General features: G+C 74.9%; 28 protein-coding genes. 17 read left to right on the top strand and 11 right to left on the bottom strand.

Features of this window, described 5'->3' with window-relative positions; all coding sequences use genetic code 11:
* Positions 1–286: 286 nt before the first annotated feature.
* On the bottom strand, positions 287–1,345 hold the full coding sequence (locus AB0C99_RS15145) for an ATP-dependent DNA ligase (RefSeq protein ID WP_362474844.1): 1,059 nt from the start codon (positions 1,343–1,345) through the stop codon (positions 287–289).
* 118 nt (positions 1,346–1,463) lie between these two features.
* On the opposite strand from AB0C99_RS15145, the gene ligD reads away from it, so the two are divergent.
* On the top strand, positions 1,464–2,486 hold the full coding sequence (ligD, locus tag AB0C99_RS15140) for a non-homologous end-joining DNA ligase (protein ID WP_362474841.1): 1,023 nt from the start codon (positions 1,464–1,466) through the stop codon (positions 2,484–2,486).
* Positions 2,487–2,601: 115 nt separating this feature from the next.
* The gene (locus AB0C99_RS15135) at positions 2,602–3,609 is read left to right on the top strand and encodes an alpha/beta hydrolase (protein ID WP_362474838.1); all 1,008 of its coding nucleotides are present in this window, start codon (positions 2,602–2,604) and stop codon (positions 3,607–3,609) included.
* 29 nt (positions 3,610–3,638) lie between these two features.
* Here the strand turns inward: AB0C99_RS15135 and AB0C99_RS15130 are convergent, their stop codons facing one another.
* Together AB0C99_RS15130 and AB0C99_RS15125 are read right to left on the bottom strand one after the other, a co-directional pair.
* Positions 3,639–4,295 carry a TetR/AcrR family transcriptional regulator gene (locus tag AB0C99_RS15130; RefSeq protein WP_362474836.1) on the bottom strand — a complete coding sequence of 219 codons (657 nt, stop codon included), beginning with the start codon at positions 4,293–4,295 and terminating at the stop codon, positions 3,639–3,641.
* A gap of 83 nt (positions 4,296–4,378) precedes the next feature.
* Positions 4,379–5,164 carry an IclR family transcriptional regulator gene (locus AB0C99_RS15125; protein WP_362474833.1) on the bottom strand — a complete coding sequence of 262 codons (786 nt, stop codon included), beginning with the start codon at positions 5,162–5,164 and terminating at the stop codon, positions 4,379–4,381.
* A gap of 262 nt (positions 5,165–5,426) precedes the next feature.
* On the opposite strand from AB0C99_RS15125, the gene AB0C99_RS15120 reads away from it, so the two are divergent.
* The 8 genes from AB0C99_RS15120 (at position 5,427) to AB0C99_RS15085 (ending at position 11,996) form a co-directional block, all read left to right on the top strand.
* Positions 5,427–5,552 (top strand): hypothetical protein, encoded by a 126-nt coding sequence (locus tag AB0C99_RS15120; protein ID WP_362474830.1) that lies wholly within the window; start codon positions 5,427–5,429, stop codon positions 5,550–5,552.
* 261 nt (positions 5,553–5,813) lie between these two features.
* Positions 5,814–6,920, top strand: coding sequence for an ABC transporter substrate-binding protein (locus tag AB0C99_RS15115; protein ID WP_362474827.1), 1,107 nt, complete (start codon positions 5,814–5,816; stop codon positions 6,918–6,920).
* A gap of 137 nt (positions 6,921–7,057) precedes the next feature.
* Positions 7,058–8,053: an ABC transporter substrate-binding protein gene (locus tag AB0C99_RS15110; RefSeq protein WP_362474824.1), complete on the top strand. Its 996-nt coding sequence runs from the start codon at positions 7,058–7,060 to the stop codon at positions 8,051–8,053.
* Positions 8,050–8,904 (top strand): ABC transporter permease, encoded by an 855-nt coding sequence (locus tag AB0C99_RS15105; RefSeq protein WP_362474821.1) that lies wholly within the window; start codon positions 8,050–8,052, stop codon positions 8,902–8,904. Before AB0C99_RS15110 ends, AB0C99_RS15105 begins: the two co-directional genes overlap by 4 nt.
* Positions 8,901–9,683: an ABC transporter ATP-binding protein gene (locus AB0C99_RS15100; RefSeq protein WP_362474818.1), complete on the top strand. Its 783-nt coding sequence runs from the start codon at positions 8,901–8,903 to the stop codon at positions 9,681–9,683. The genes AB0C99_RS15105 and AB0C99_RS15100 overlap by 4 nt, the downstream gene beginning before the upstream one ends.
* On the top strand, positions 9,680–10,552 hold the full coding sequence (locus tag AB0C99_RS15095) for an ABC transporter substrate-binding protein (protein WP_362474815.1): 873 nt from the start codon (positions 9,680–9,682) through the stop codon (positions 10,550–10,552). The genes AB0C99_RS15100 and AB0C99_RS15095 overlap by 4 nt, the downstream gene beginning before the upstream one ends.
* Entirely contained in the window at positions 10,549–11,661 is a 1,113-nt protein-coding gene (locus AB0C99_RS15090) for an LLM class flavin-dependent oxidoreductase (RefSeq protein ID WP_362474813.1), read from the top strand. Before AB0C99_RS15095 ends, AB0C99_RS15090 begins: the two co-directional genes overlap by 4 nt.
* A 68-nt stretch (positions 11,662–11,729) precedes the next feature.
* A complete protein-coding gene (locus tag AB0C99_RS15085) occupies positions 11,730–11,996 on the top strand; it encodes a WhiB family transcriptional regulator (protein ID WP_362474810.1) in 267 nt (88 codons plus the stop codon).
* A 28-nt stretch (positions 11,997–12,024) separates the two neighbouring features.
* Here AB0C99_RS15085 and AB0C99_RS15080 read toward each other — a convergent pair whose 3' ends face one another.
* The 3 genes from AB0C99_RS15080 to AB0C99_RS15070 form a co-directional block, all read right to left on the bottom strand.
* A complete protein-coding gene (locus tag AB0C99_RS15080; protein WP_362474807.1) occupies positions 12,025–12,999 on the bottom strand; it encodes an acyl-ACP desaturase in 975 nt (324 codons plus the stop codon).
* Between the two features lie 204 nt (positions 13,000–13,203).
* Positions 13,204–13,422, bottom strand: a complete 219-nt coding sequence (locus tag AB0C99_RS15075) for a hypothetical protein (RefSeq protein WP_362474804.1) — start codon at positions 13,420–13,422, stop codon at positions 13,204–13,206.
* A 13-nt stretch (positions 13,423–13,435) separates the two neighbouring features.
* The gene (locus tag AB0C99_RS15070; protein WP_362474802.1) at positions 13,436–14,287 is read right to left on the bottom strand and encodes a helix-turn-helix transcriptional regulator; all 852 of its coding nucleotides are present in this window, start codon (positions 14,285–14,287) and stop codon (positions 13,436–13,438) included.
* 194 nt (positions 14,288–14,481) lie between these two features.
* Here AB0C99_RS15070 and AB0C99_RS15065 point away from each other — a divergent pair, with 194 nt between their 5' ends.
* A complete protein-coding gene (locus AB0C99_RS15065; protein ID WP_362474799.1) occupies positions 14,482–14,943 on the top strand; it encodes an ATP-binding protein in 462 nt (153 codons plus the stop codon).
* On the opposite strand, the gene AB0C99_RS15060 is transcribed toward AB0C99_RS15065, so the two are convergent.
* The 3 genes from AB0C99_RS15060 to AB0C99_RS15050 form a co-directional block, all read right to left on the bottom strand.
* The gene (locus AB0C99_RS15060; RefSeq protein ID WP_362474796.1) at positions 14,929–16,590 is read right to left on the bottom strand and encodes an ABC-F family ATP-binding cassette domain-containing protein; all 1,662 of its coding nucleotides are present in this window, start codon (positions 16,588–16,590) and stop codon (positions 14,929–14,931) included. The two genes, AB0C99_RS15065 and AB0C99_RS15060, sit on opposite strands and share 15 nt — an antisense overlap.
* A 249-nt stretch (positions 16,591–16,839) precedes the next feature.
* Positions 16,840–17,256, bottom strand: a complete 417-nt coding sequence (locus AB0C99_RS15055; protein WP_362474793.1) for an SsgA family sporulation/cell division regulator — start codon at positions 17,254–17,256, stop codon at positions 16,840–16,842.
* A gap of 142 nt (positions 17,257–17,398) precedes the next feature.
* Positions 17,399–17,854 (bottom strand): (4Fe-4S)-binding protein, encoded by a 456-nt coding sequence (locus AB0C99_RS15050; RefSeq protein WP_362474790.1) that lies wholly within the window; start codon positions 17,852–17,854, stop codon positions 17,399–17,401.
* A 74-nt stretch (positions 17,855–17,928) separates the two neighbouring features.
* Between AB0C99_RS15050 and AB0C99_RS15045 the strand changes: the two genes are divergently transcribed.
* Complete coding sequence (locus AB0C99_RS15045) at positions 17,929–19,038, top strand: oxidoreductase (protein WP_362474787.1); 1,110 nt, start codon at positions 17,929–17,931, stop codon at positions 19,036–19,038.
* A 13-nt stretch (positions 19,039–19,051) separates the two neighbouring features.
* On the opposite strand, the gene AB0C99_RS15040 is transcribed toward AB0C99_RS15045, so the two are convergent.
* Complete coding sequence (locus tag AB0C99_RS15040) at positions 19,052–19,351, bottom strand: YciI family protein (protein WP_362474785.1); 300 nt, start codon at positions 19,349–19,351, stop codon at positions 19,052–19,054.
* 53 nt (positions 19,352–19,404) lie between these two features.
* Here AB0C99_RS15040 and AB0C99_RS15035 point away from each other — a divergent pair, with 53 nt between their 5' ends.
* A complete protein-coding gene (locus tag AB0C99_RS15035; RefSeq protein ID WP_362474782.1) occupies positions 19,405–20,100 on the top strand; it encodes an endonuclease V in 696 nt (231 codons plus the stop codon).
* 90 nt (positions 20,101–20,190) lie between these two features.
* Entirely contained in the window at positions 20,191–20,607 is a 417-nt protein-coding gene (locus tag AB0C99_RS15030) for a VOC family protein (RefSeq protein ID WP_362474779.1), read from the top strand.
* 97 nt (positions 20,608–20,704) lie between these two features.
* Here the strand turns inward: AB0C99_RS15030 and AB0C99_RS15025 are convergent, their stop codons facing one another.
* Entirely contained in the window at positions 20,705–21,892 is a 1,188-nt protein-coding gene (locus AB0C99_RS15025) for a saccharopine dehydrogenase NADP-binding domain-containing protein (protein WP_362474777.1), read from the bottom strand.
* 188 nt (positions 21,893–22,080) lie between these two features.
* On the opposite strand from AB0C99_RS15025, the gene AB0C99_RS15020 reads away from it, so the two are divergent.
* Genes AB0C99_RS15020 through AB0C99_RS15010 form a run of 3 tightly spaced genes read left to right on the top strand, consistent with a single transcriptional unit; the run spans position 22,081 to position 25,647 of the window.
* Entirely contained in the window at positions 22,081–23,262 is a 1,182-nt protein-coding gene (locus AB0C99_RS15020) for a CaiB/BaiF CoA-transferase family protein (RefSeq protein ID WP_362474774.1), read from the top strand.
* Positions 23,259–24,410 carry an acyl-CoA dehydrogenase family protein gene (locus AB0C99_RS15015; RefSeq protein ID WP_362474771.1) on the top strand — a complete coding sequence of 384 codons (1,152 nt, stop codon included), beginning with the start codon at positions 23,259–23,261 and terminating at the stop codon, positions 24,408–24,410. The genes AB0C99_RS15020 and AB0C99_RS15015 overlap by 4 nt, the downstream gene beginning before the upstream one ends.
* A gap of 22 nt (positions 24,411–24,432) precedes the next feature.
* Positions 24,433–25,647: an acetyl-CoA C-acetyltransferase gene (locus AB0C99_RS15010; protein WP_362474768.1), complete on the top strand. Its 1,215-nt coding sequence runs from the start codon at positions 24,433–24,435 to the stop codon at positions 25,645–25,647.
* The last annotated feature ends 8 nt before the right edge of the window (positions 25,648–25,655 follow it).

Here is a 25,655-nt window from a genome sequence, read left to right as displayed (position 1 = left end):
CGGTCCTTGGGGGTCTGGCGGGTGAGCGTGCTTCTCCCCTCCATACGTACCGGATCGGGGTGGCGGTTCGCCGACGGGTCCGTCACCGCCGGGCCACACTCCCGGGCCGCTCCGGCGGGACCCGGGGGCCCGCCCGGCCGGGCCCCCGCGCGTCCTCGCAGGTGCGCCCGGGTGCGGCCGCCCCCTCGCGCACCGGTCCATCGAACGCGCCGACGGGGAGCGGGAGTTGTCGATCTTCGCGGTGTGGGGCATCTCACCCCGGGGCGGAGCGCGACCGCCCCGCGGACTACCCGAGGATCGCGCCCAGATCGTACGAGACCGGCTCCTCCAGCTGCCCGTAGCCGCAGGACTCCGGGGCGCGGTCCGGGCGCCAGCGCTTGAACTGCGCGGTGTGCCGGAAGCGGTCGCCCTCCATGTGGTCGTAGCCGACCTCGCAGACGCGCTCCGGGCGCAGCGCCACCCACGACAGGTCCTTCTTGCCGGACCAGCGGCTCGGCGCGCCCGGCAGCCTGGCCCCCTCGTGCGCCGACTCCTCGGCCCACGCCGCCCACGGGTGCCCGTCCGGCGGGTCCATCCGCAGTGGCTCCAGCTCCGCCACCAGCTCCTCGCGGCGCCGCGCGGTGAACGCGGCGCACACGCCCACGTGCTGGAGGGTGCCCCCGGCGTCGTACAGGCCGAGCAGCAGGGAGCCGACGACCGGGCCGCTCTTGTGGAAGCGGTAGCCGGCCACCACCACGTCGGCGGTCCGCTCGTGCTTGATCTTGTACATCAGGCGGGCGTCGGGCCGGTAGGGCAGATCGAGGGGTTTGGCGATCACGCCGTCCAGACCGGCGCCCTCGTACTGCTCGAACCAGCGCGCCGCGAGCTCCGGGTCCCGGGTGGCCGGGGCGAGGTGGACGGGGGCGCCGACCCCGGCCAGGGCCTCTTCGAGGAGGGCCCGGCGCTCGGCGAGCGGGGTGTCGAGGAGGGCGTCGTCGCCGAGGGCCAGCAGGTCGAAGGCGATGAACCGGGCCGGGGTCGTCTCCGCCAGCATCCGCACCCGCGACGCCGCCGGGTGGATCCGCTCGCTGAGCCGGTCGAAGTCGAGCCGTCCGCCGTGCGCGACGACGATCTCCCCGTCGACCACGCAGCGCTCGGGCAGCAGGGCGGGCAGCGCCTCGACGAGCTCGGGGAAGTAGCGGGTCAGCGGCTTGCCGGTGCGGCTGCCGATGAACAGCTCGGGCCCGTCCCGGTGCACCAGGGCGCGGAAGCCGTCCCACTTGGCCTCGTACTGCATCCCCGGCGGGATCTTCTTCACCGCCTTCGCCAGCATCGGCTTCACGGGCGGCATCACCGGCAGGTCCATGGAGCCGATTATGGGCCGGGCGCGGAGGTGATGCGCGGGCATGTGTGTGGATACGCGGCGATATCCGTAGACACGTGCCGATATGCGGCTTGCGTCCGTGCCGCCTAGGCTGACCGCCATGGCAGGCAAGGCGGACGCGGTGGAGCTGGAAGTCGGCGACCGGACCGTACGGGTGTCCCATCCGGACAAGGTGTACTTCCCCGAGCCCGGCTACACCAAGCTGGACATGGTCCGCTACTACCTCGCGGTCGGCGACGGCATCACCCGCGCCCTGCGCGACCGCCCCACCACCCTGGAGCGCTACCCCGACGGGGTGACCGGGGAGTCGTTCTTCCAGAAGCGCGCCCCCAAGTACCTCCCGGAGTGGATCCCGACGGCCCACATCACCTTTCCCAGTGGGCGCTCGGCCGACGAGATGTGCCCGACCGAGCCGGCCGCCGTGCTCTGGGCGGCCAACCTCGGCGCCGTCACCTTCCATCCCTGGCCGGTGCGCCGGGAGGACACCGACCACCCCGACGAGCTGCGCATCGACCTCGACCCGCAGCCCGGCACCGACTACGCCGACGCCGTCCGCGCGGCCCACGAGCTGCGGGCCGTCCTCGACGAGCACGGCCTGCGCGGGTGGCCGAAGACCTCGGGCGGGCGGGGGCTGCACGTCTTCGTGCCGATCCTGCCGGAGTGGACGTTCACGCAGGTCCGGCGGGCCGCCATCGCCTGCGGCCGGGAGCTGGAGCGGCGGATGCCGGACCGGGTCACGATCAAGTGGTGGAAGGAGGAGCGCGGCGAGCGGATCTTCGTGGACTACAACCAGACCGCCCGCGACCGCACCATCGCCTCCGCCTACTCCGTCCGCCCCCGCCCGCACGCCCCGGTCTCCGCGCCGCTGCGCTGGGAGGAGATCGACGACGCCGTGCCCCGGGACTTCGACATCCGCACCATGCCCGAGCGGTACGCGGAACTGGGCGACGTGCACGCGGACATGGACGACGAGCGGTTCAGCCTGGAGCCGCTCCTGGAGCTCGCCCGCCGCGACGAGGCCGAGCACGGGCTGGGCGACCTGCCCTATCCGCCGGAGTACCCGAAGATGCCGGGCGAGCCGAAGCGGGTCCAGCCGAGCCGGGCGAAGAAGAGCGAGGAGTGACGGGGGAGAGGGGGGGGAGATCGATCGCTTGGTTCTGAAACTGTACGAACGATCGTGCTAGCATTTTTGGGTCGAGTGCAGTGCGAACGAGAACGATCGAGGGGACGGGATCCGGATGTCAGCCAAGGCTCTGCTGGTCCGCGCTACGAGCACCACCCTGAACGCCACCGCGTACGTGGCCCCCGGACCCACCGGGCGGGCCGTCTTCCACTTCTTCGTCCGCCCCCTCGCGCGGGTCCGCCTCAAGCCGGCCGAGGAGCCGCTGATGGCCACCGCGCGCGTGGAGCGCATACCGCTCTCGGGCGCCGGGGTCGGGCCGGGCAAGGAGACCGTCGTGTACGCCTGGGGCGACGGCGAGCGGCCGGTCCTGCTGATCCACGGCTGGACCTCTCGCGCCTCACGCCTCCACGCCCTCGTCGAGGCGCTGCTCGCGCGCGGCTACAGCCCGGTCGCATTCGACACCCCCGGCAGCGGCGAGGCGGCCGGCCGGTCGAGCAACATCCTCGAATACCGCGAGATCATCCGGCGCCTGCACACCAGGCACGGCGACTTCGAGGCCGTCGTCGCGCACTCCTTCGGCGTCGCCGCCGCCCTCTTCGCGCTGCGCGACGGGGTCCGGACGAAGCGGCTCGTCGGCATCTCGGGTGTCGGCTCCTTCGCCCTGCTCACCGCCTCCTTCCGGGGCATGACCGGCTTCGGCGAGCGCGCGCTCCGCGTGATGCGGCGGCACGTGGAGCGGGTGCTCGCGCCCGAGGAGCCCGGTGTCTGGGGGCACTTCGACGCCTCCTGGCGCCCGGAGGACCTGGGCGCGCCCCTGCTGCTCCTCCATGACGAGGCGGACACGCTGGTCCCGCTCGCCCACGCGCACGCCATCCGGGCCGCGCACGGCGACCGGGCCCGGCTCGTCGTCACCCAAGGGCTCGGGCACGCGAGGATCCTGACCGATCCTCAGATCGTCGCCCAGGTGGTCGAGTTCGTCGCGGCACCGGTCGCGGCACCGGTCGCGACGCCGACCGAGGCGCCGGTCAAGGCGCCCGGCGGCGCTCCGGCTCCGGTCGGTCCGGGGGCCGCCGAGGCCGCCGAAGTCCTGGACGCCCCGCGGCTCGCCGCCGGCTCGCGCTGAGTCCGTCGCCCCTCGGGTCCGGCCGCTCCTCAGGCCCCGGGGGCGGGCACCTGGTCCCGCGCCCCGTCCGTCGCCTCGGCCCGCAGGCGGCGGGCGATGCCGCGCTCGGCCCGCTCGTACGCCGAGGGGTCGGCGAGCAGCACGGACTGGGCGTTGGCCGACTCCATCAGGGCGATGATCTCGAACGCGAGCTGCGGGGCGTCCACGTCCGTGAGCATCCCGCCGGCCCGCCGGGCCTCCTCGATCTGCTCCTCCACGTAGGTGTTCCAGTCGGCGCGCGCCCGCGCGATCGCGTCGTGGACCGGGCCCGTGCGGGCGTCGAACTCGGCGGAGACCGCGTAGAAGAAGCAGCCGCCCGCGAAGACGCGCTCGGCGGAGTAGGCGAGCCAGTTACGGCAGAGCGCCCACACCCGGCCCGGACCGGGCTGCAGCCCGTCGAGCGGGGTGACCACCCGGCGGGCGAAGACGGCGGCGGCGGCCCGTACGGTCGCGAGCTGGAGCTCCTCCTTGGAGCCGAACAGCGCGAAGACGCCGCTCTTGCTCAGCTTGAGCTCGGTCGCGATCCGCCCCAGCGACAGGCCCTCCAGGCCCTCGACCGAGGCGATGTCCATCGTGCGGCCCAGCACGAGCCGCCGGGTCTGGTTGCCGCGCTCGACGCGCCCGTCGGTCCTGGTGGTGCCGGTCATGCCCCCATCGTACTGTCCGCACGATCGTGCGGACACTCTCGCGGCGGGCCGAGCCGGGCGTCCGGACGCGCCTCCGGGGCCCCTCACCCCTCCGGGAGGCGCCGCTCGCCCGGTGCCAGCAGCAGCACCTCCAGCGCGCGGGCGCACGACCGCGCCTGCGTCAGGAACCACTCCAGCCGCGCGTCGGTGACCAGCGACGGCGTCCCGCGCACCGCGAGCGCGAAGCGCGCGTGCCCGGCCCGTTCCAGCACCGGCACCGCGACGGTCCGCACCCCGAGCGCCGACTCGCCGTCGTTGAGCGCGTACCCCTGCTCCCGCACCCGCGCCAACTCGCCCGCGAGCAGCCCGGGTTCGACGATGGTCCGCTCGGTGAAGGCATACAGCGGCGGGAGCGCCTGCGGCCCGCCCTCGCCCGCTCGGGGCCAGGCGAGCAGCACCTTCCCGAGCGCCGTCGAGTGCAGCGGGCGGCGCAGCCCCACCTTCGGCGTCACCGAACCGCCCGCCACGATCACCGCGTACGCGCCGCTGCGCAGCGCCAGATCGGCGGTGGCGCCGGTCCGCGCCGCCAGATCGCCCAGCTCCGGCGCCGCCAGGTGCAGCCCGCGCTGGTGGTACGAGAGCCTGCCGAGCTCCGTGACGGCGGGGCCGAGCCGGTAGCGGGCCGTGCGGGCGTCCTGCTCCAGGAAGCCCGCCCCCAGCAGCGTCCGGGCCAGCCGGTGCGCGGTCGAGGTGGACAGGCCGAGCCGCCGTGCCAGGTCCGAGGCGCTGAGGTCGGGGCCGTTGTCGTGGAAGCAGTGCAGGACGTCCAGGGCCCGGCGCACCGCCTGGGCCCCGGCCGGTGCGCGGACCGGGCCGGCCTCGGTGGTCATGTGTGGTTCGCTCCCCCTCGCCGAATGCTGCGCCGATCGCCGCCGGTCGCCGCCGACTGCTGCCGACCGCTCTGGCGGGCTCCCACGCTCCCACATGGCGGGAGCCGAAACAGCGGTCGGACGAGGTCGGAAACATGCCGTTCATGTGCGATCCCACATCGTGGGAGCGGAGTTGAAGGCGGCCGACCGTCCGTGGCAAGGTTCCGGCCAACGCCGCCGCGATCCACCGCGGCGCACCGGCCGGGAAGGGAGCAGGACCGCCATGACCACCGTCACCGCCATGACCGCCGTGACCGCACGCCGTCGCGCCGTCCCGCCCGCTGCCGCGGCCCTCACCCGGCGCCGTCACATAGACCTGGCCCGCGTCACCGCCACCGCCTGTCGCTGATCCCGGCACGGGCGGCCGGGCGGCCCCGCGGGCTCCGGACCGCCGGTCCGGCACGGCTCCGACGGCCCCGCCGCCGTCCCACCCGCTCCTCGCCCCACCGCGTCGCACCGCGCCCGCATCGCACCCGCATCGCCTCCCGCACCGCGCCGACGTGCCCGGCGCCGCCCCGTCCGGCGGCGCCCGTTCCCGGACCGCCGCGTGCCCCGCGCGTACGCCCGCCTCCCCTTCGCCCTTTCCCTCCCCGTCCCACGGAAGACCCACATGACCGCTGCCCGCGTGCCCGACACGCTCTGGTTCACCCGCTGCCCCGTGCCCACCGCCACCGGCATCGCCGCCGACCGAGGCTGGCTGGCCGAGGCGTTCGCCGCCGACGGCGTCGCGGTGCGCTCCCTCCAGGACGCCGACCCAGGCGCCGACCGCGCCGCCCACTACACCCACGCCCTCCCCGGCCTCTTCCGCGAGGGCGGCAACGTGCCCGCCCTGTGGGCCCGTTCGCGCGGCGAACGCACCCGGCTGATCGGGCTGACCTGGATCGAGGAGCGCCAGGCGGTCCTGGTCGCCCCCGGTTCGCCGGTGCGCTCGGCCGCCGACCTGCGCGGGCGGCGGCTGGCGCTGCCCCGCCACCCGATCGCCATCGACTTCTGGCGGGCGATGGCCCTGCGCGGCTTTGAGGGCGCCCTCGCCTCCGCCGGGCTCGGCCTCGCGGACACGGTCCTCGTCGACGTGGACGCCGCCGGCCACCGCGGCCAGTGGGCCGCCGAACTCGCCGCCCTGCGGCGGGGCGAGGTGGACGCCGTGTACGTGAAGGGCGCCCTGGCCGTGGAGGCCGCACGCCGGGCCGGGGCCGAGGTCGCCGTAGAGCTCGACGAACTGCCCGACCCCGCGCACCGCGTCAACAACGGCACCCCCCGCCCCCTCACCGTCCACCAGGACCTCCTGGACCGCGCCCCGGAGCTGGTGGACCGCTTCCTCGCCGTGCTGCTCCGCGCCGCCGACTGGGCGGCGGACCGGCCCGGGGAGGTGGCCCGCATCCTCGGCGCCGAGACCGGGGCCGGGCCCGAGGGCGTCGCCGGGGCCTACCGCGAGGGCACCCACCGCACCCTGCACCCCGGCCTCTCCGCGACCCGCCTCGGCCTGCTCGCCCGGCAGGCCGAGGCCCTGCACGGCCACGGCTTCCTGCCCGAGCCGGTGGACGTGACGGGCTGGGCCGACCCCGAACCCCTGCGCCGCGCCGCCCTCCTGGCCGCCCGGACGGCCCCCGACGCCGACGCCGCCCCGGCCCCCGAGGGCGCCCCGGCGTACGGGCACCCCGCCCCGGACTACGCGGACCCCGCCCCCGTACCCGTACCGTCCCCGCCCCGGCCGTGACCCCCGTGCCCCCCGCGCCCCTCCGGCCCGCCGCCGGACGCCCCGCCGCCCCCGTCCCGTCCACCCCACCCAACCCGCCCGCCCCGCTCACCCCATCCGCCCCCGCCCGTCCCTCCCCGCCCCGAAGGACCCCCGCCATGCGCCCGCCCCGTGTCCTCGCCGCCCTCGCGGTCCTCGTCGCCCTGCCCGCGCTCGCCGCCTGCTCCGGTGACCCCGCCGCCGACACGGCCGGGAAGGGGAGCGTCACCGTCCGCATCCCGGACCCCGGCAACTCCGGCGTGCTGGCCCGGGGCAAGAAGGACGGCAGCCTCGACAAGGCCCTCGCCAAGGTGCACGCCAAGGTCGCCTGGACCGGCAGCGCCGGGCCCTTCGCCCCGGCCGCGCAGGCCATGAACGCCGACCGGCTCGACATCGCCACCGGCTCCATCACCTCCGGCATCACCTCGCTCTCCCAGAGCCCCGGCTTCGTCTTCTTCACCGCGACCGACCCCGACCCCGTCGGCGAGGGCATCCTGGTCCGCGAGGGCTCCGGCATCGACTCGGTCGCCGACCTCGCCGGGCGGAAGGTCGCCGTCAACAAGGGCGGCACCGGCGAGTACCTGCTGCTCAAGGCCCTCGCCAAGGCCGGGGTGCCGGCCGACCGGGTCGAGCGGGTCTACCTCCGGCCCGACCAGACCGCCGCCGTCCTCAACGCCGGCCAGGTCGACGCCTGGGCCGTCTGGTCCACCTACGCCGTCGCCGAACTCGGCACCGGCAAGGCCCGCTTCGTCGCCGACGGCGCCGCCATCGGCTCCGACAACTACAGCCTCAACGCCGTCCGCAAGGGCTTCGCCGACGCCCACCCCGAGGTCGTGAAGGCCCTCTACACCTACCTCCACGCGAAGAGCGCCGACGAGCGCCGGGACCCGGCCGCCTACCTCAACGTCTTCACCGACGCGGGCCCCACCGCCGTCACCGGCCGCGCCCGCGAGGTCCAGATCGGCTTCACCGCCAAGGCCGGCACCGTCGACCCCATCGGCCCCGAGGACGTCCGGCGCTTCCAGGAGGTCGCCCGCTTCTACGCCGAGCAGAAGGTCACCCCCGCCACCGTCGACATCGCCGCCCACCTCCTCGACGTCGAGAAGCTCTCGTGACCGCCGCCCCGGCGTCGCCGCCCGCCGCCCCGCCCCCGCTGGTCCGGCCGAAACCCCTCGCGCGCCGCGCCCGCTCCCGTACGTACACCCTCGTCGTCCGCGCCCTCGGCCCGGTCGCCCTGCTCGCCCTGTGGTGGACCGCCTCCGCGACCGGCGCCCTCACCCCCGACGTGCTCGCCTCGCCCGCCCAGGTGCTGGACGCGGTGGGGGAGCTGTGGGGCAACGGGCAGTTGCCCGACGCGCTCGCGACCTCTCTCACCCGCTCCGGCATCGGCCTCGCCCTCGGGCTGGTGGCCGGGCTCACCCTCGGCGTGGTCACCGGCTTCACCCGGCTCGGCGACGAGCTCCTCGACTCCTCCCTCCAGACCCTGCGGACCATCCCCTTCCTCTCCCTGGTCCCGCTCTTCATGGTCTGGTTCGGGATCAACGAGACCGCGAAGATCCTGCTCATCGCGGTCGCCACCACCTTCCCCATGTACGTCTCCACCGCGGGCGGCGTCCGCGCCACCGACCAGCGGCTCGTCGAGGCGATGCGCGCCTTCGGGCTCGGCCGGCTCGCCATCGTCCGGCAGGTCGTGCTGCCCGGCGCGCTGCCCTCGCTGCTCGCCGGGCTGCGGCTCGCGATGACCCTCAGCGTCATCGCGCTCATCGCCGCCGAGGAGATCAACGCCACCGAAGGGATCGGCTATCTGATGTCCCAGGCGCAGAGCTACGCCCGCACCGACATCCTCGCCGTCTGCATCCTCGTCTACGGGCTGCTCGGCCTCACCGCCGACGTCCTCGTGCGCGGCCTGGAACGGGTGCTGATGCCCTGGCGCACGGCCGGCCCGGGCGGCGGGGGTCCCCGATGAGCGACGCCGTACGCGTCCGGGGCCTGCGCCGCGTCTTCGGCGGCCGACCCGTCCTGGACGGCCTCGAACTGACCATCGCACGGGGCGAGTTCGTCGCCCTCCTCGGCGCCAGCGGCAGCGGGAAGACCACCCTGCTGCGCATCCTCGGCGCCCTCGACGGCGCCGACGGGGGAGAGGCGCTCGTCCCCGCCGCCCGCACGATCGTCTTCCAGGAACCCCGGCTCATCCCCTCCAAGCGGGTCCTCGCCAACGTCACCATCGGCCTCCCGCGTGGCGCCCGGACCCGGGAGACCGGGCTGCGGGCCCTCGCCGAGGTCGGCCTGGAACGCCACGCGGACGCCTGGCCCGCCACCCTCTCCGGCGGCGAGGCGCAGCGCGCCGCGCTCGCCCGCGCCCTGGTCCGCGAGCCCGAACTCCTGCTGCTCGACGAGCCGTTCGCCGCGCTCGACGCGCTGACCCGGCTGCGGATGCAGGACCTGGTCGGCGAGTTGTGCCGGCTCCACCGGCCCGCCGTGCTGCTCGTCACCCACGACGTCGACGAGGCCGTCCGGCTGGCCGACCGGGTGGCCGTGCTGCGCGAGGGGCGGCTCGTCACCGACGAGCGCGTCACCGTCGCCCGGCCCCGCGACCCCGGCGACCCCGCCTTCACCGCCCTGCGCCGCCGCCTCCTCGCGGACCTCGGCGTCCCCGCCCCCGACCCCGCCCCCGGGCCCGGCCCCGCACCCGCCTCCGGCCCCGCCCCCGCCCGTACCCCGCTCGAAACGGAGCTCTCCGCATGACCGTCACCATCGGCGTCCACAGCAGCAACCCCACCCTCCTCCACCTCTCCCGGCTCGGCTACGCCGAGGAGGAGCTGGCCGCGCTCGGCGAGACCGCGGCCTGGCACCCGTACACCGACGGGGTCCGCACCGGCGCCCATCTCGCCGCCGGGACCATCGACTTCGGCGGCACCGGCTCCACCCCGCCGGTCACCGCCCAGGCCGAGGGCCACGACATCGTCTACACCGCCGTCTCCGCGCCCCGCCCCGGCCACGGCGCCCTCCTCGTCGCCGCCGACGGGCCCGTGCGGACCGTCGCCGACCTGAAGGGCGGCACCGTCCACCTCGCCGTCGGCTCCTGGCAGACCCACCTGGTGGCCAAGGCCCTGGACGACGCGGGCCTCTCGTACGCCACCGACATCACCGCCGTCCGCGCCGACGCCACCAGCGAGGAGCTGCTGCGCTCCGGCGCGATCACCGCCTGGGTCGCCCAGGGCGACCGGCTCGCCGCGGCCCGCCGCACCGGCGGACTGCGGGTGCTGATCCCCACCGGCGACGTCATCTCCGACCGCTCCGTCTTCTTCACCCGCCGCGACCTGGCCGAACAGCGCCCCGAGCTGGTCGAGGCCCTCACCCGGGCGCTGCGCCGGGCCGACACCTGGGCCGCCGCCCACCCGCGCGAGGCCGCCGAGGTCACCGCCGCCGAGCTGGGCGGCTCCGCCGAGGACTGGGAGACCGCGCTGCGCGCCCTGCCCTGGGAGATCGAGGAGGTGTCCGCGGAGTTCCTCGCCGAGCAGCAGACCGCCGCCGACATCTTCCACCGCACCGGCTTCACCGCCCGCCCCGTCACCGTCGCCGACGCCCTGCCCCGAGAGGCCCGCCCCGCATGAGCACCATCAGCACCGCCGGCCCCACCGGCCCCGACGCCCCGCCCGAGGTCCTCTGGTACGTCATCCCGCGCGAGGGCGCCTACCCCTGGGAGCCCGCGGGCCGCCGCCCGGTCGACCTCGGCTACCTCCAGCACCTGGCCGCCTCCGTCGAGCGGCTCGGCTTCAGCGGCGCCCTGCTCGCCACCGACCTGCACGACGTGTGGCCGCTCGGCAGCGCGCTGGCCGCGGCCACCGGCCCCGGCTTCCGGCCGCTGCTCGCCGTCCACCCCGGCCTCATCTCGCCGACCCTGCTGGCCAAGATGGCGCTCACCTTCGACCACCTCTTCGGCGGGCGGCTGCGGTTCAACGTGGTCAACGGCTCGACCCGGGCGCTCCAGGAGTACGGGCTGCACGTGGAGCACGACGAGCGGTACGCGCTGAGCGCCGAGTACTGGTCGATCGTGAAGCGGCTCACCGCGGGCGAGGTCTTCGACCACAAGGGCCGTTTCTACGAGCTGAAGGACGCGGGCGCCTCGCTGCGCGACCTGCGGCCGGTGCAGACGCCGCACGTGCCGCTCTGGTTCGGCGGTTCCTCGGCGGCCGGTGTCGAGATGGCCGCCGAGCACGTCGACGTCTACCTGACCTGGGGCGAGCCGCCCGGCCCGCTGAAGGAGAAGCTGGACCACGTCCGGGCGCGCGCCGCCGCGTACGGCCGCACCCTGCGGATCGGGCTGCGGCTCCACGTGATCGTCCGGGACACGGAGGCGGAGGCGTGGGCGGCGGCCGACCGGCTGCTCGACGTCACCAGCGAGGCGACCTACGCCCGGCAGCTCGGCGAGCGCGCCGGCGAGGACGGGGTGGGCTGGCAGCGCCAGTTCCGGCAGCACGGCGGCCGGGTCCCGGCCCGCGCCCGCGAGCTGGAGACCCACCCCAACCTGTGGCCCGGCATGAGCCTGTTCCGGCCGGGCCCCGGCACCGCGCTGGTCGGCTCCACGGAACAGGTCGTCGCCCGGCTGCGGGAGTACCGGGCGCTGGGTGTGGACACCTTCATCCTGTCCGGCAACCCGCTCCTGGAGGAGGCGTACCGGGTCGCCGAAACGGTCCTGCCCGCGCTCGGCGCGCCGCGTTGATCTCAGGCGGCGCGCCGCGTTGATCGGACGTTGATGGCGCGTTTAGGCCGCCGCGCGAGTCTCTGTCCATGCAGACCGACACGATGCCCTTCGCCCCGACGACCCTGGTGGGGGCGGACCTCTCCTGGCAGGAGGACGCCCTGTGCGCCCAGGCCGGACCGGAGTTCTTCTTCCCGGCCCCCGGGTCCTCGACCCGCGAGGCGAAGCAGCTGTGCGGGGCGTGCCCGGGCCGCGCGGCGTGCCTGGAGTACGCGCTGACGCACGACGAGCGCTTCGGCGTGTGGGGCGGGCTCTCGGAGAAGGAGCGGATCAGCCTGAAGCGGCGCCGGGGCTGACCGCGCCCGGCGCCGTGCGGGGGAGGGCTCAGCCCGCGGCCCGCGCCGCCATCCGCGCCTTGCGCGCCGCCAGCCGCTCGTCGAACTTGGACGCCTCGCCGTCCAGCCCGTCCATGTACAGGCCGAGCTCGTCCTGCGCCTTCAGCCCCTCCGGGCCGAGCCCGTCGATCTGAAGGACCTTGAGGAAGCGCAGCACCGGCTGGAGCACGTCGTCGTGGTGGATGCGCAGGTTGTAGATCTCGCCGATCGCCATCTGCGCGGCGGCCCGCTCGAAGCCGGGCATCCCGTGGCCGGGCATCCGGAAGCCGACCACGACGTCCCGCACGGCCTGCATGGTGAGGTCGGGGGCGAGCTCGAAGGCCGCGCCCAGCAGGTTGCGGTAGAAGACCATGTGCAGGTTCTCGTCGAGCGCGATGCGGGCCAGCATCCGGTCGCAGACGGGGTCGCCGGACTGGTGGCCGGTGTTGCGGTGCGAGATGCGGGTGGCGAGCTCCTGGAAGGCCACGTACGCCACCGAGTGCAGCATCGAGTGGCGGTTGTCGGACTCGAAGCCCTCGCTCATGTGCGCCATCCGGAAGCGCTCCAGCTCGTCCGGGTCGACCGCGCGCGAGGCCAGCAGGTAGTCCCGCATCACGATGCCGTGCCGGCCCTCCTCGGCGGTCCAGCGGTGCACCCAGGTGCCCCAGGCGCCGTCGCGGCCGAAGAGGCTGGCGATCTCGTGGTGGTAGCTGGGCAGGTTGTCCTCGGTGAGCAGGTTGACCACGAGGGCGATCCGGCCGATGTCGGTGACCTTGGACTGCGAGCGGTCCCACGCCTCGCCGTCCTCGAAGAAGCCCGGGAAGTTCCGCGCGTCGGACCAGGGCACGTAGTCGTGCGGCATCCAGTCCTTGGTGACCTTCAGGTGCCGGTTGAGCTCCTTCTCGACGACCTCCTCCAGGGCGAACAGGAGCCGTGCGTCGGTCCACCCTGTCGAGCTGCCGAGGTGGGGAGAAGTGAGCGTCACGGGGACTCCTGGGGACGGAGAGGGGGCATACGGAACTACCTACGGACTCGTAGGTTACGAGACCGTAGGTTAAAGCCCTCATAAGGGGGTGGCCAAGCCCCTCCCGGAGGCGGGCCGTCACGTTCCGTCATGCCCGGGGGCCGGCAGCGGGAGGGAATCCCAGGTCACGGGGGCCGGGCCCGCCACCCGCCGCGGCGCGGCTACTCAGAGCAGATGGTCGGCGGCACCCGCCTTCACGGCGGAGATGAGCGCCCGCAGCGCCTCGACCGAGTCGCTGACGTACGCGTCGGGGGCCAGGGTCGAACCGATGTAGGCGCGGCCCGAGTCGTCGAGGCCGAACCGGAAGCAGTTGGCGCCCTCGCTGCAGAACGCCTCGTTCCAGGCGATCTCCCGGGAGCCGGCGGCGTGGCTGGTGTGGTTCATGGTGGGGGGTCCTTCAGAGGTCCTGGGCGATCGCGCGGAGGAAGTCGCGGGAGGCGGACCGGGGCAGGGCCAGTCCGCGGAGCCGCTCCAACAGGCCGCGGTAGCGCCGCAGTTGCATGTCGGTGTCGAGAAGTAGGGAACCGTGGGACGAGTCGAGCTGCACGGTGTCGAGCTGCGGCACCGGCGCGGACACATAAGTGAACGACTGCCCCGCACCCGGGAAACCCCCGGCGGCGAACGGGATGACGCGCACGGCGACGGTGTCCCGCTCCGAGCGCTCCAGGATGTACTCCAGCTGCGCCCGCGCGACCTTCGGGCCGCCGAACTGCATCCGCAGCGCGGCCTCGTGGACCACCGCCTCGTACGGCGTCGGCCGGTCCCGGTCGAGCACCTCCTGGCGGCGCAGCCGCAGGTCCACCCGGGCCTCCAGGTCGGGCCCGGGGAGCGGCGGGTCGGCCGTGTCGAAGACCGCCCGCGCGTGCTCCTCGGTCTGCAGCAGGCCGGGCAGGTGCGTGGTGACTGCGGTGTGCAACTCCGAGGCGTGGAACTCCAGTTCGGCGATGTCGATGAGGGCGGGCGGCAGCAGCCCCCGGTGCTGCTCCCACCAGCCGCGGTCCCGCTCCTGCGCCATGGCGGCGAGCAGGTCGATCAGGTGGGTGTCCGGGCAGCCGTAGTTGAAGGCGAGGGTGCGCACCCGCTCGGTGCTGATGCCGAAGCGCCCCGACTCGATGTGGGGGATGCGGGTGCGGTCGACCCCCAGGAGGGCGGCGGCCTGCTGGGCCGACATGCCCGACTGCTCGCGCAGTTTGCGCAGCTCGTGTCCGAGGCGCTGCTGGCGCGCGGTCGGGGTGCTCCTTGGCGGCACGGTCGTTCGTCCCCCTTCGGTTCCGGGCCGGGGTGCGGCGAGTTGGCCCGGTTTGGTGCGTCTGTGTGTGTCTACCGCCAAGTAGTAGCACTGTGCTCCGCTTGTGCGCTACGGTCGGTAGCGCAAGTCTCACACGGGGCAATCGTGTTCGACGTGTGAGCACCCCCACACGCACAGGAAATGTGAGCAAACCGATGAAGGGCGCACTGCGTTGCCTCCCGTCCGCGACCGCGGCGGGCCCCATACCTCCCGCCACCGAGAACCTCAGCTACTCGATGCTCCTGCCCGGGGGCGCCTACTGCGCCGGACTGGCCCGCGAGGCCGTCCGCCCCCTGGTCAACCGGCACGGCCTCGGCGAACTCTGCGAGACCGCCGTCCTCGCCGCCTCCGAACTCGTCTCGGCCGCGTACCGCTTCACCCCGGACCGCGAGATGGTCCTGCGGGTCCGCTGGCGGTTCGACGCGCTGCGGATCGTCCTCTACGACCAGCACCCGGCCCATCCCGCGCCGGACGAGGCCGACGCGTGCCGCGAGCGCCGCAGCCGCAGCATGTGGCTGCTGGCCGCGGCGGTCGAGGCACACGGCGGCGACTGGGGCCTCGCCCCCGTCCTCACACCGGGCGGCGGCACCAAGTCCTGGGCGTTACTCCACCGTTAGGACCTCCGCCACCCCCTCCCGCACGGCCTCGGCCGTCGTCGGCCGCAGCTCCCCGTCGAGCTCCAGCCAGCGGGTGATCCCCAGCGCCTCCAGGAACGGCACGTCGTGGCTGACCACGACCAGCGCCCCCTCGTACGCGTCGAGCGCCGCCGCCAGACCCCCCACCGACGCCATGTCCAGGTTGTTCGTCGGCTCGTCGAGCAGCAGGAGCTGCGGCGCCGGCTCGGCGAGCAGCAGCGCCGCCAGCGTCGCGCGGAAACGCTCGCCGCCCGACAGCGTGCCCACCTCCCGGTCGGCCTTGGCGCCCCGGAACAGGAACCGGGCCAGCCGGGCCCGGATCGCGTTCGGCGTCGCGCCGGGCGCGAGGCGCGCCACGTTCTCCACCACGCTCAGCCCGTCGTCCAGCACATCGAGCCGCTGCGGAAGGAAGCGCAGCGGGACCCGCGCCACCGCCTCGCCCGCGACCGGATCGAGCTCGCCCGCGAGCGTCCGCAGCAGCGTCGTCTTCCCGGCCCCGTTCCGGCCGACCAGCGCGACCCGCTCCGGACCCCGCAGCTCGAACTCCCCGGCGACCCGTGCCCCGTACCGCAGTTCGAGGCCCCGCAGCAGCAGCACCTCCCGGCCCGGCGGCACCGCGGTGTACGGCAGCTCGATCCGGATCTCGTCGTCGTCCCGGACCGCCTCGACCGCCGCGTCGAGCCGGGTGCGCGCCTCGGCGAGCCGCTCCGCGTGCAGCCGGCGGTGCTTGCCCGCCGACACCTCGGCCTGGCCCTTGCGGGTGTTGGCCACGACCTTCGGCACCGCCTTGTTCTCGGCGCTCTTCTGCGCGTACCGCCTGCGCCGCGCCAACTTGCCGTGCGCCTCGGTCAGTTCCCGCTTCTGGCGCTGTACGTCGGCCTCGGCGACCCGCACCATCCGCTCGGCCGTCTCCTGCTCGGCGGCGAGCGCCGCCTGGTAGTCGGACCAGGCGCCGCCGTACCAGCGGACCTCCCCGTCGCGCAGGTCGGCGATCTGGTCCACCCGCTCCAGGAGTTCGCGGTCGTGGCTGACCACGAGGAGCACCCCGGGCCAGGCGTCCACGGCCTCGTACAGCCTGCGGCGGGCGTACAGGTCCAGGTTGTTCGTCGGCTCGTCGAGCAGCAGCACGTCCGGCCGGGCGAGCAGCAGCGCGGCCAGCCGCAGCAGCACCGACTCGCCGCCGGAGACCTCGCCGACCGTGCGGTCGAGCCCGACGTGGCCGAGACCGAGCCGGTCGAGCACGGCGCGGGCCCGCTCCTCGACGTCCCAGTCGTCGCCGACGGCCGCGAAGTGCGCCTCCGCCGTGTCGCCCGCCTCGATGGCGTGCAGCGCGGCCCTGGCACGGTCGATGCCGAGCGCCCGGTCCACCCGCAGCCCGGTGTCGAGGACCAGGTCCTGCGGCAGGTGGCCGACCTCGCCGGCCACCCGGACGGTGCCGGCGGTCGGGGCGAGCTCCCCGGCGATCAGCTTGAGCAGGGTCGACTTCCCGGAGCCGTTCAGCCCGACCAGACCGGTCCGGCCGGGGCCGACGGCGAGCCGGAAGTCGTCCAGGACCGGGGTCCCGTCGGGCCAGGAGAAGGAGAGGGACGTGCAGGTGACGAAGGTGGGATGGGTGGGGTGTGACGCCATGAGGGCCTCCCGGTGGCGGATGCGGGCAGAGGACTGCGCGGGAGACACCGGGGCGCGGGCGGGAAGCACGGAGCGGAGCATCGCTCGTACGCCGAGGTCGAGGACGGCACACGCGGCGGCGGGGCGCACGCGCGGCACGGTGTCTCGGAACCTCAGACGTACAACGGCCTACTCCGATCGGGCGGTGGCGGAGACGATCGAACGATCGCTCAGGACGCTACGGGCCGGACACGGAGGGCGGCAAACGATTTACGGGCGTTCCCCCAGCAGCCGCCCGAGGTCCCCGTCCCAGTCGAGGTGCTCGCGCTCGCGGCCGCTCGGCACCAGCACCTGGGACGCCTTCAGGAAGCGGCGCAGCTCGGAGGTGCGGACGTGCACCATGGCCACCCCCTCGGGGGCGTGGAACTCCACCACGGTCCGGTCGTAGCCGTACGGGCGCAGCCGCACGTCCCCCAGCCCCGCGGGCCCCTCGACGCCCTGCGCGAGCAGCTCGCGGGCGAAGGCCCAGGAGACCTCCACACCCTCCAGGGTCGCGCGCGGCGGGAACGCCATGCGCACCGCGAACGGGTCCTCGCGGTCGTAGCGCAGCGTGGCGGAGACGGTCTCCATCCGTGGGACGGACGCGACCAGTCGGGCCTGCACGGCCTGCTCGATGACGGTGGACACGGCCAGCCTCCTGGTGCGCTCGGCTACGTTCTCCTGGTCTCCCCGGACACCAGGAGAGACGAACCGCGGGCCGGGATCGTGCACTGCGGGGGTACGTGAGCTGTGTCACCGCCCCGCCGCGCCCCGGCCCGTACCGGGTCCGTCAGGCCGTCTCGGCGGGCTCCCAGGGGCCGTCCGCGCAGGGCCCGGAGTGGTCGCAGTACGGCTGGTTCGCCGAGGCGCCGCAGCCGCACAGCACCACCCGGGTCTCGCTCCTGGCGCCGCCGCCCGCCTCGGGCAGCAGCAGGTCGCCGCGGACCAGGAGCCGCCCGTCCGGCAGCCGCCGCACCGTCGTCGGGACGTCGCCGGTCTCGGCGGGGCCGCCGGTGACGCGGTACTGCAGCGCCCCCGACGGGCAGCGCCGGATGACGTCGGCGACCTCCTCGGGGGCGGCCCCGTCGGGATGGATCCAGGGGCGCCGGGACAGGTCGAAGACACCGGGCGCGCCCTTGACGCACTCGGCGGCGTGCAGACAGCGGCGCGGCTCGTACGTGACGGTGACGCCCGCGCCGTCGTACTCCTTGATCCGGGGCGCTTCCTCGGCCGTGGGTTCGGTCATGGGGCCAGCCTAGGAACGGCCGGCGGAGCACGCACCCTGGACGGGATCTTCGGGGTGGGCTAGCTTCCGGCGCCATGACTCTCATGGGGAAGAAGAGACGGACGACGGCGCTGGGACTCGTGGGGGCGGCCCTCGCCCTCGCCCTGGCGGTCCCGGCCCAGGCGGCCCCCGCGGCCCCCGCCGCCCCGGCCCACGCGGCGCCCGGTCACGGCTCCGGCGGCTGGCAGCTCACCCGTACCGGCACCGACGCACGCTTCCGGGGCCTGGCGGCGGTCAGCCGCTCGGTCGCGTGGGCGGCGGGCGCCAAGGGCACGGTGCTGCGCACCACCGACGGCGGCGCGAGCTGGCGAGACGTCTCGCCGCCGGGCGCGGGGGAGCTGGAGTTCCGTGACGTGGAGGCGTTCGACACCCGCCGGGCCGTCGTCCTCGCGATCGGCGAGGGCGAGGCGAGCCGGGTGCTGCGCACCGAGGACGGCGGCGCGACCTGGACCGAGTCCTTCCGCAACACCGACCCGCGGGCCTTCTACGACTGCATGACCTTCTTCGACCGGCACAACGGCCTCGCCATGAGCGACCCGGTCGACGGGAAGTACCGCCTGCTGGCCACCCGCGACGGCGGCCGGTCCTGGCGGGTGCTGCCCAGCGAGGGGATGCCCGCCGCGCTGCCCGGCGAGGCCGGATTCGCGGCGAGCGGGCAGTGCCTGGTCTCCGCCGGGCCCCGGGACGTGTGGCTCGCCACCGGCGGCGGCGCCACCGGCCGGGTGCTGCACTCCGCGGACCGCGGCCTGAACTGGACCGCCACGGACACCACGATCCCCGCCGGGGAGGGCGCCAAGGGCGTCTTCGGCCTCGCCTTCCGCGACCGCGCGCACGGCATCGCCGTCGGCGGCGACTACCGCAAGGACCAGCCCTCGCCGCGGGCCGCCGCCGTCACCGGCGACGGGGGCCGCCGCTGGACGGCCGCCGCCACCCCGCCGCCCGCCTACCGCTCGGGCGTCGCCTGGCTCCCGCACACCCGGAGCGCCGCGCTGGCCGTCGGGCCCACCGGCACCGACCTCAGCACCGACGGGGGCCGCAGCTGGCGCACGGTCGACACCGGCTCGTACGACACCGTCGACTGCGCCGCCGACGGCGGCTGCTGGGCCTCGGGCGAGCAGGGCCGGATCGCCCGCCTGGCGCGGTAGCGCTCGCCGGGAGCTACGCGGGCAGCTGCTCGCGGAACTCCGCCAGACCGGCCACCGTCTTCGTCGCGTAGAACTCGGTGATCCGGTACGCGCAGACGCCGCCGACGCTGAACGGGTCGGCCGCCGCGATCTCCTCGATCCGCGCGCGGTCGGTCCCGGCGGCCAGGATCACGCCGCCGTCGCGGGGGTTCTTGCGCCCGGAGGCGAGGAACACCCCGGCGGCGTACTGGGCGTCCAGCCACTCGACGTGGGCGTCGAGGAGCGCGTCGACCCGCTCGACCGGGGCGGTGTAGGAGAGTTCAAGTACGAACATGGGCGCCAGGCTACGCGCCCGCCCCCGCCCGCCCGACCGTAGGGTGCCCAGTCATGACGATCATCGAGATTCCCGAGGGCTGGCCCGCCGACGAGGCCGCGGCGCGGGCCGCGCAGGAGGCGCTGCGCGGACGCCTGGTGACCGCCGAGGACGGCCCGGAGCCCGGGACGGGCCACGTCACCGGCGTCGACGTCGCCTACGACGACGAGCGGGACCTGGTCGCCGCGGCGGCCGTGGTCCTGGACGGGCGCACCCTGGACGTGGTGGCCGAGGCCACCGCCGTCGGGCGGGTCTCCTTCCCCTATGTGCCGGGGCTGCTCGCCTTCCGCGAGGTGCCCACGGTGCTCGCCGCCCTCGACCGGCTCGGCGCCGACCCCGGGCTGCTGGTCTGCGACGGCTACGGGCTGGCCCACCCGCGCCGCTTCGGCCTCGCCAGCCACCTCGGGGTGCTCACCGGACTGCCCTCGATCGGCGTCGCGAAGAACCCCTTCACCTTCACCTACGAGCAGCCCGGCACCGACCGCGGCGCCGCCACCGACCTGGTCGCCGAGGGCGAGACGGTCGGCCGCGCGCTGCGCACCCGCGCCGGGGTGAAGCCGGTCTTCGTCTCCGTCGGCCACCGGGTCTCGCTGCCGAACGCCTGCGCCCACACCCTCCGCCTCACCCCGCGCTACCGGCTGCCCGAGACCACCCGGCACGCGGACGCCCTGTGCCGGCGGGCACTCGCCCACGCCCTGGCGGCGGAGTGAGCCCGAGGGCCGGGGACCGGGTGACTCCCGGGGCGCCTGAGTACGCGTACGGATAGGCGGGGCGCCGGAGCGGGCGGCACAGTGAGGGGCATGACAAGCCCCGGTGCGCTCGGCACCCTGCAGTGTGTGGTCCTCGACTGTCCCGACGTGATGGAACTCGCCGCGTTCTATCAGGCCCTGCTCGGCGGCGAGATCAACCGCCCCGACCCCCAGTGGGCCGTCGGCGACGCCTGGGCGACGCTGCACGGCGCCTCCGGCGCGCCCGTGCTCGCCTTCCAGGGTGTGGCCGACCACCGGCCGCCGGTCTGGGGCTCGCCCGAGCAGCAGTTCCACCTCGACGTACGGGTCACGGACCTGGACGCCGCCCACGAGGCGGTGCTCGCGCTGGGGGCCTGGCGGCTCGACGGGGACGGCGCGGGCGACGGCGCGGGCGACGGCGGGGGCGACCGGGGCTGGCGGATCTACGCGGACCCGGCCGGCCACCCGTTCTGCCTAGTCCGGCACTGAGCCGAGCGGCGCTGATCCGTCCAGCACTGAGCCGAGCGGCGCTGATCCGTCCGGCACTGAGCCGAGCGGCGCTGACGCCTGTGGGCGGCCGGGCCGGTCAGCCCGAGTGCGCCACCCGGAAGCGCAGCCCCGCCGCCGACAGCCGGGCGAGCAGCGCGTCGCCCATCGCGACCGCCGTGGTGACCTGGCCGGAGGTCTTCGGCAGCTCGTCGTGGGCGAGGCAGAGCGCCGCCTCGGCCAGCATCTTCGCGGTCTCGTCGTAGCCCGGGTCGCCGCCCGACACCTCGGTGAACACGCGCCGCCCGCCGCCCTCGCCGACGAAGCGCACGGAGAACCAGCTTCGCGCCCGCCGCTCCGCGTCCGGGCCCAGCCCCGCCTCGTAACGGCCCATCAGCCAGTCCCGTACGAAGGGGAGTTGGGCCGCCAGCACACCCGCGCCCAGCGCCGCCGAGCCGCCCAGCGCCACCGGCAGCGTCCGCACCGAGGCGTAGTGGCGGTAGCGGAAGTCCGGCCCGTACCGCTCCAGGGCCGCCGCCGAGCGGGTCACCACCCGGGGGTCGAGGGTCGGCAGCGGCAGCGCCCAGGTGCCGGTCTCGCGGCTGAACCGGGGCGCGCCCAGCGGCGCGTGGGCCCGCCGGGTCACCAGCCGGGGCTCGTGCAGCCGCCGCTCGCGGGCGGCGGCCAGGATCTGCCGCCCGCGCCCGAAGGCGGTCAGCGCCGAGGCGAAGGTGCCGCCCGAGAAGACCGCCCCGGCCCGCACGAAGCCGTCGATCCGCAGCGGCACGCCCTCCGGGAGCTGCCGCACCGTGTAGTAGACGCCCAGGTCGTGCGGGACGGAGTCGAAGCCGCAGGCGTGCACCAGGCGCGCCCCGGTCTCCCGGGCGCGGGCGTCGTACCGCACGTACATCCGGTCGACGAACTCCGTCTCGCCGGTCAGGTCCAGATAGTCGGTCCCGGCCTCCGCGCAGGCCGCCACCAGGCCCTCGCCGTACCAGACGTAGGGGCCGACGGTGCTCGCCACCACCCGGGCGGATCCGGCCAGTTCGCGCAGCGCGTCCGGGTCCCCGGAGTCCGCGACGAGCAGCGGCAGGCCGGCGCAGCGCGGCCACCGCTTCGCGAGCCGGTCGCGCAGGGCGGCGAGCCGGGCCCGGCTGCGGCCGGCCAGCGCCCAGCGGCAGCCGGCCGGGGCGTGCGCGGCCAGGTACTCCGCGGTGAGCCCGCCCACGAACCCGGTCGCCCCGAAGAGGACCACGTCGTACGGCCGTCCGGCCGCCCCTGTCTCCATCCCAGCCCAGCCCCTCGGTCCGCGCCCCGCGCCGTCCCCCGGCGCGGATGTCGTCGGCGGACTCTAGCGGAAGTCGCGGCGGGCGCAATTTCCAAGCGCTTGCTCGGCTCGGGGGCTTGTGCCGAGTGGAACACGTTCCTAGCATCTCCGGTGTTACATCATCACTGTCACACGCCTCTGGGGGCTTGATGAGCACAGCGCGCCACGCCCGCCCCGGACCGCTCGCCGGCGTCCGCGTCGTCGAGCTCGCGGGCATCGGCCCCGGCCCCTTCGCGGCCATGCTCCTCGCCGACCTCGGCGCCGACGTGGTCCGCGTCGACCGGCCCGGCGGACCCGGGCTCGGCATCGACCCCGCCTACGACCTCACCCACCGCAACAAGCGCTCCGTCCTCGTGGACCTCAAGGCCGAGGGCGGCCCCGACACCGTGCTCGACCTGGTGGCCCGCGCCGACGTGCTCATCGAGGGCTACCGCCCCGGCGTCGCCGAGCGCCTCGGCGTCGGCCCCGACGCCTGCCTGGCCCGCAACCCCCGGCTCGTCTACGGCCGGATGACCGGCTGGGGCCAGAGCGGCCCGCTCGCCCACACCGCGGGCCACGACGTCTCCTACCTCGCCGTCACCGGCACCCTCGGCATGATCGGCCCCGACCCGGACGGCCCGCCGACCGTCCCCGCCAACCTGCTCGGCGACTACGCGGGCGGCTCCCTCTACCTCGTCGTCGGCGTCCTCGCCGCCCTCCGGCACGCCCAGGAGCACGGCGAGGGCCAGGTCGTGGACGCGGCCATCGTCGACGGCGCCGCCCACCTCGCGATGATGATCCACGGGATGCTCGCCGCCGGCGGCTGGCAGGACCGCCGCGGCGTCAACCTGCTCGACGGCGGCTGCCCCTTCTACGGCGTCTACGCGACCTCCGACGGCGGCCACATGGCGGTCGGCGCCCTGGAGCAGCGCTTCTACGAGGAGTTCGCCCGGATCCTCGCCCTCGGCGAGGCCGCCGAGGCCCGAAACGACCCCGCCCGCTGGCCCGAGCTGCGCGAGGCCGTCGCCGCCCGCTTCCGCACCCGCACCCGCGCCGAGTGGACCGCCGTCTTCGACGGCACCGACGCCTGCGTGGCCCCCGTGCTCTCGCTGCGCGAGGCCCCGGGCCACCCGCACCTCGCTGCCCGCGCCACCTTCGTCGAGCACGACGGCCTGGTCCAGCCGGCCCCCGCGCCCCGCTTCTCCGCCACCCCCGGCACGGTCCGCACGGGCCCCGCCCGGCCCGGCGCCGACACCGACGAGGTCGCCCGCGACTGGGCCGTACCCTCGCTGACCGGCGCCACCCCGCCCCCCGACGCCGACGACGCCGCCGCCAAGGAGCCCTCCGCATGAAGCGCCAGCTCTACACCGCCGACCACGAGGCATTCCGCGAGACCGTCCGCGCCTTCCTCGCCAAGGAGGTGCTGCCGCACTACGACCGCTGGGAGAAGGACGGCGTCGTCTCCCGCGAGGTCTGGCGGGCCGCCGGCCGGCAGGGGCTGCTCGGCCTCGCCGTCGACGAGGAGTACGGGGGCGGCGGCGAGCCCGACTTCCGCTACAGCGTCGTGCTCGCCGAGGAGTTCACCCGGGCCGGCACCCCCGGCCTCGCCATCGGGCTGCACAACGACATCATCGGCCCCTACCTCACCTCGCTCGCCACCGAGGAGCAGAAGCGCCGCTGGCTGCCCGGCTTCTGCGACGGCGGGCTGATCACCGCCATCGCCATGACCGAGCCCGGCGCGGGCTCCGACCTCCAGGCCATCCGCACCACCGCCGAGGACCACGGGGACCACTGGATCCTCAACGGCTCCAAGACCTTCATCTCCAACGGCATCCTCGCCGACCTGGTGATCGTCGTCGCGAAGACCACCCCCGAGGGCGGCGCCCACGGCCTCTCCCTGCTCGTCGTCGAACGCGGCGCGGAGGGCTTCGAGCGCGGCCGCAACCTCGACAAGATCGGCCAGAAGGCCCAGGACACCGCCGAACTCTTCTTCACCGACGTCCGCGTCCCCAAGGAGAACCTGCTCGGCGAGCTCGACGGCGCCTTCCTCCACCTGATGACCAACCTCGCCCAGGAGCGGCTCGCCATCGCCGTCGCCGCCATCGCGGGCGCCGAGCACCTCCTGGAGCTCACCACCGCGTACGTCAAGGAGCGCGAGGCGTTCGGGCGCCCGCTCGCCAAGCTCCAGCACGTCCGCTTCGAGATCGCCGAGATGGCCACCGAGTGCGCCGTCACCCGCACCTTCGTCGACCGCTGCGTCGAGGAGCACACGGCCCCCGGCGGCCCCGGGCTCGACGCCGTCCACGCCTCCATGGCCAAGTGGTGGGCCACCGAGCTCCAGAAGCGGACCGCCGACCGCTGCCTGCAACTGCACGGCGGATACGGCTACATGAGCGAATTCCCGGTGGCCAGGGCCTTCACGGACGGCCGCATCCAGACCATCTACGGCGGGACGACCGAGATCATGAAGGAGATCATCGGCCGCTCCCTGCTCGCCTGACCCTCATGCGAAAGGCAACATCGTGACCACCGAAGCGTACGTCTACGACGCTATCCGCACCCCGCGCGGCCGAGGCAAGGCCAACGGCAGCCTGCACGGCACCAAGCCGATCGACCTCGTCGTCGGCCTCATCCACGAGATCCGCTCCCGCTTCCCCGGCCTCGACCCGGCCGCCGTCGACGACATCGTCCTCGGCGTCGTCGGGCCCGTCGGCGACCAGGGCTCCGACATCGCCCGGATCGCCGCCATCGCCGCCGGACTCCCCGACACCGTCGCGGGTGTCCAGGAGAACCGCTTCTGCGCCTCCGGTCTCGAAGCCGTCAACATGGCCGCGATGAAGATCCGCTCCGGCTGGGAGGACCTCGTCCTGGCCGGCGGCGTCGAGTCGATGTCCCGGGTGCCGATGGCCTCCGACGGCGGCGCCTGGTTCGCCGACCCGATGACCAACCTGGCCACCGACTTCGTCCCGCAGGGCATCGGCGCCGACCTCATCGCCACCATCGAGGGCTTCAGCCGCCGCGACGTCGACGAGTACGCCGCCCTCTCCCAGGAGCGCGCCGCCGCCGCGATCAAGGCCGGGCGCTTCGACCGCTCCGTCGTCCCCGTCAAGGACCGGGCCGGGCTCACCGTGCTCGACCGCGACGAGTTCCCGCGCCCCGGCACCACCGCCGACTCCCTCGCCCGCCTCAAGCCCTCCTTCGCGGACATCGGCGAACTCGGCGGCTTCGACGCGGTCGCGCTGCAGAAGTACCACTGGATCGAGGAGATCGACCACGTCCACCACGCGGGCAACTCCTCCGGCATCGTCGACGGCGCCTCCCTCGTCGCCATCGGCTCCCAGGCGGTCGGCGAGCGCTACGGGCTGACGCCCCGCGCCCGGATCGTCTCCGCCGCCGTCTCCGGCTCCGAGCCGACCATCATGCTCACCGGACCCGCCCCCGCCACCCGCAAGGCGCTCGCCAAGGCCGGTCTGACCATCGACGACATCGACCTGATCGAGATCAACGAGGCGTTCGCCGCCGTCGTCCTGCGCTTCGTCAAGGACATGGGCGTCTCCCTCGACAAGGTCAACGTCAACGGCGGCGCCATCGCGCTCGGCCACCCGCTCGGCGCCACCGGCGCGATCATCCTCGGCACCCTCGTCGACGAGCTGGAGCGGCAGGACAAGCGCTACGGCCTCGCCACCCTCTGCGTCGGCGGCGGCATGGGCATCGCCACCATCGTCGAGCGCGTCTGACCGCCCGG

Origin of the sequence: Streptomyces sp. NPDC048659 (assembly GCF_040650575.1) — a bacterium.
Classification (GTDB): domain Bacteria; phylum Actinomycetota; class Actinomycetes; order Streptomycetales; family Streptomycetaceae; genus Streptomyces.
This window is presented reverse-complemented; position numbering and strand designations above follow the sequence as displayed.

Coding starts and splice junctions, on each gene's coding strand:
- AB0C99_RS15115 (WP_362474827.1), top strand. CDS start 5,814: ATGACCGCTGCCCGCGTGCCCGACACGCTCTGGTTCACCCGCTGCCCC.
- ligD (WP_362474841.1), top strand. CDS start 1,464: ATGGCAGGCAAGGCGGACGCGGTGGAGCTGGAAGTCGGCGACCGGACC.
- AB0C99_RS15060 (WP_362474796.1), bottom strand. CDS start 16,590: ATGGCGTCACACCCCACCCATCCCACCTTCGTCACCTGCACGTCCCTC.
- AB0C99_RS15085 (WP_362474810.1), top strand. CDS start 11,730: ATGCAGACCGACACGATGCCCTTCGCCCCGACGACCCTGGTGGGGGCG.
- AB0C99_RS15145 (WP_362474844.1), bottom strand. CDS start 1,345: ATGGACCTGCCGGTGATGCCGCCCGTGAAGCCGATGCTGGCGAAGGCG.
- AB0C99_RS15130 (WP_362474836.1), bottom strand. CDS start 4,295: ATGACCGGCACCACCAGGACCGACGGGCGCGTCGAGCGCGGCAACCAG.
- AB0C99_RS15035 (WP_362474782.1), top strand. CDS start 19,405: ATGACGATCATCGAGATTCCCGAGGGCTGGCCCGCCGACGAGGCCGCG.
- AB0C99_RS15020 (WP_362474774.1), top strand. CDS start 22,081: ATGAGCACAGCGCGCCACGCCCGCCCCGGACCGCTCGCCGGCGTCCGC.
- AB0C99_RS15065 (WP_362474799.1), top strand. CDS start 14,482: ATGAAGGGCGCACTGCGTTGCCTCCCGTCCGCGACCGCGGCGGGCCCC.
- AB0C99_RS15050 (WP_362474790.1), bottom strand. CDS start 17,854: ATGACCGAACCCACGGCCGAGGAAGCGCCCCGGATCAAGGAGTACGAC.
- AB0C99_RS15015 (WP_362474771.1), top strand. CDS start 23,259: ATGAAGCGCCAGCTCTACACCGCCGACCACGAGGCATTCCGCGAGACC.
- AB0C99_RS15040 (WP_362474785.1), bottom strand. CDS start 19,351: ATGTTCGTACTTGAACTCTCCTACACCGCCCCGGTCGAGCGGGTCGAC.
- AB0C99_RS15045 (WP_362474787.1), top strand. CDS start 17,929: ATGACTCTCATGGGGAAGAAGAGACGGACGACGGCGCTGGGACTCGTG.
- AB0C99_RS15100 (WP_362474818.1), top strand. CDS start 8,901: ATGAGCGACGCCGTACGCGTCCGGGGCCTGCGCCGCGTCTTCGGCGGC.
- AB0C99_RS15125 (WP_362474833.1), bottom strand. CDS start 5,164: ATGACCACCGAGGCCGGCCCGGTCCGCGCACCGGCCGGGGCCCAGGCG.
- AB0C99_RS15120 (WP_362474830.1), top strand. CDS start 5,427: ATGACCACCGTCACCGCCATGACCGCCGTGACCGCACGCCGTCGCGCC.
- AB0C99_RS15135 (WP_362474838.1), top strand. CDS start 2,602: ATGTCAGCCAAGGCTCTGCTGGTCCGCGCTACGAGCACCACCCTGAAC.
- AB0C99_RS15095 (WP_362474815.1), top strand. CDS start 9,680: ATGACCGTCACCATCGGCGTCCACAGCAGCAACCCCACCCTCCTCCAC.
- AB0C99_RS15075 (WP_362474804.1), bottom strand. CDS start 13,422: ATGAACCACACCAGCCACGCCGCCGGCTCCCGGGAGATCGCCTGGAAC.
- AB0C99_RS15110 (WP_362474824.1), top strand. CDS start 7,058: ATGCGCCCGCCCCGTGTCCTCGCCGCCCTCGCGGTCCTCGTCGCCCTG.
- AB0C99_RS15030 (WP_362474779.1), top strand. CDS start 20,191: ATGACAAGCCCCGGTGCGCTCGGCACCCTGCAGTGTGTGGTCCTCGAC.
- AB0C99_RS15090 (WP_362474813.1), top strand. CDS start 10,549: ATGAGCACCATCAGCACCGCCGGCCCCACCGGCCCCGACGCCCCGCCC.
- AB0C99_RS15025 (WP_362474777.1), bottom strand. CDS start 21,892: ATGGAGACAGGGGCGGCCGGACGGCCGTACGACGTGGTCCTCTTCGGG.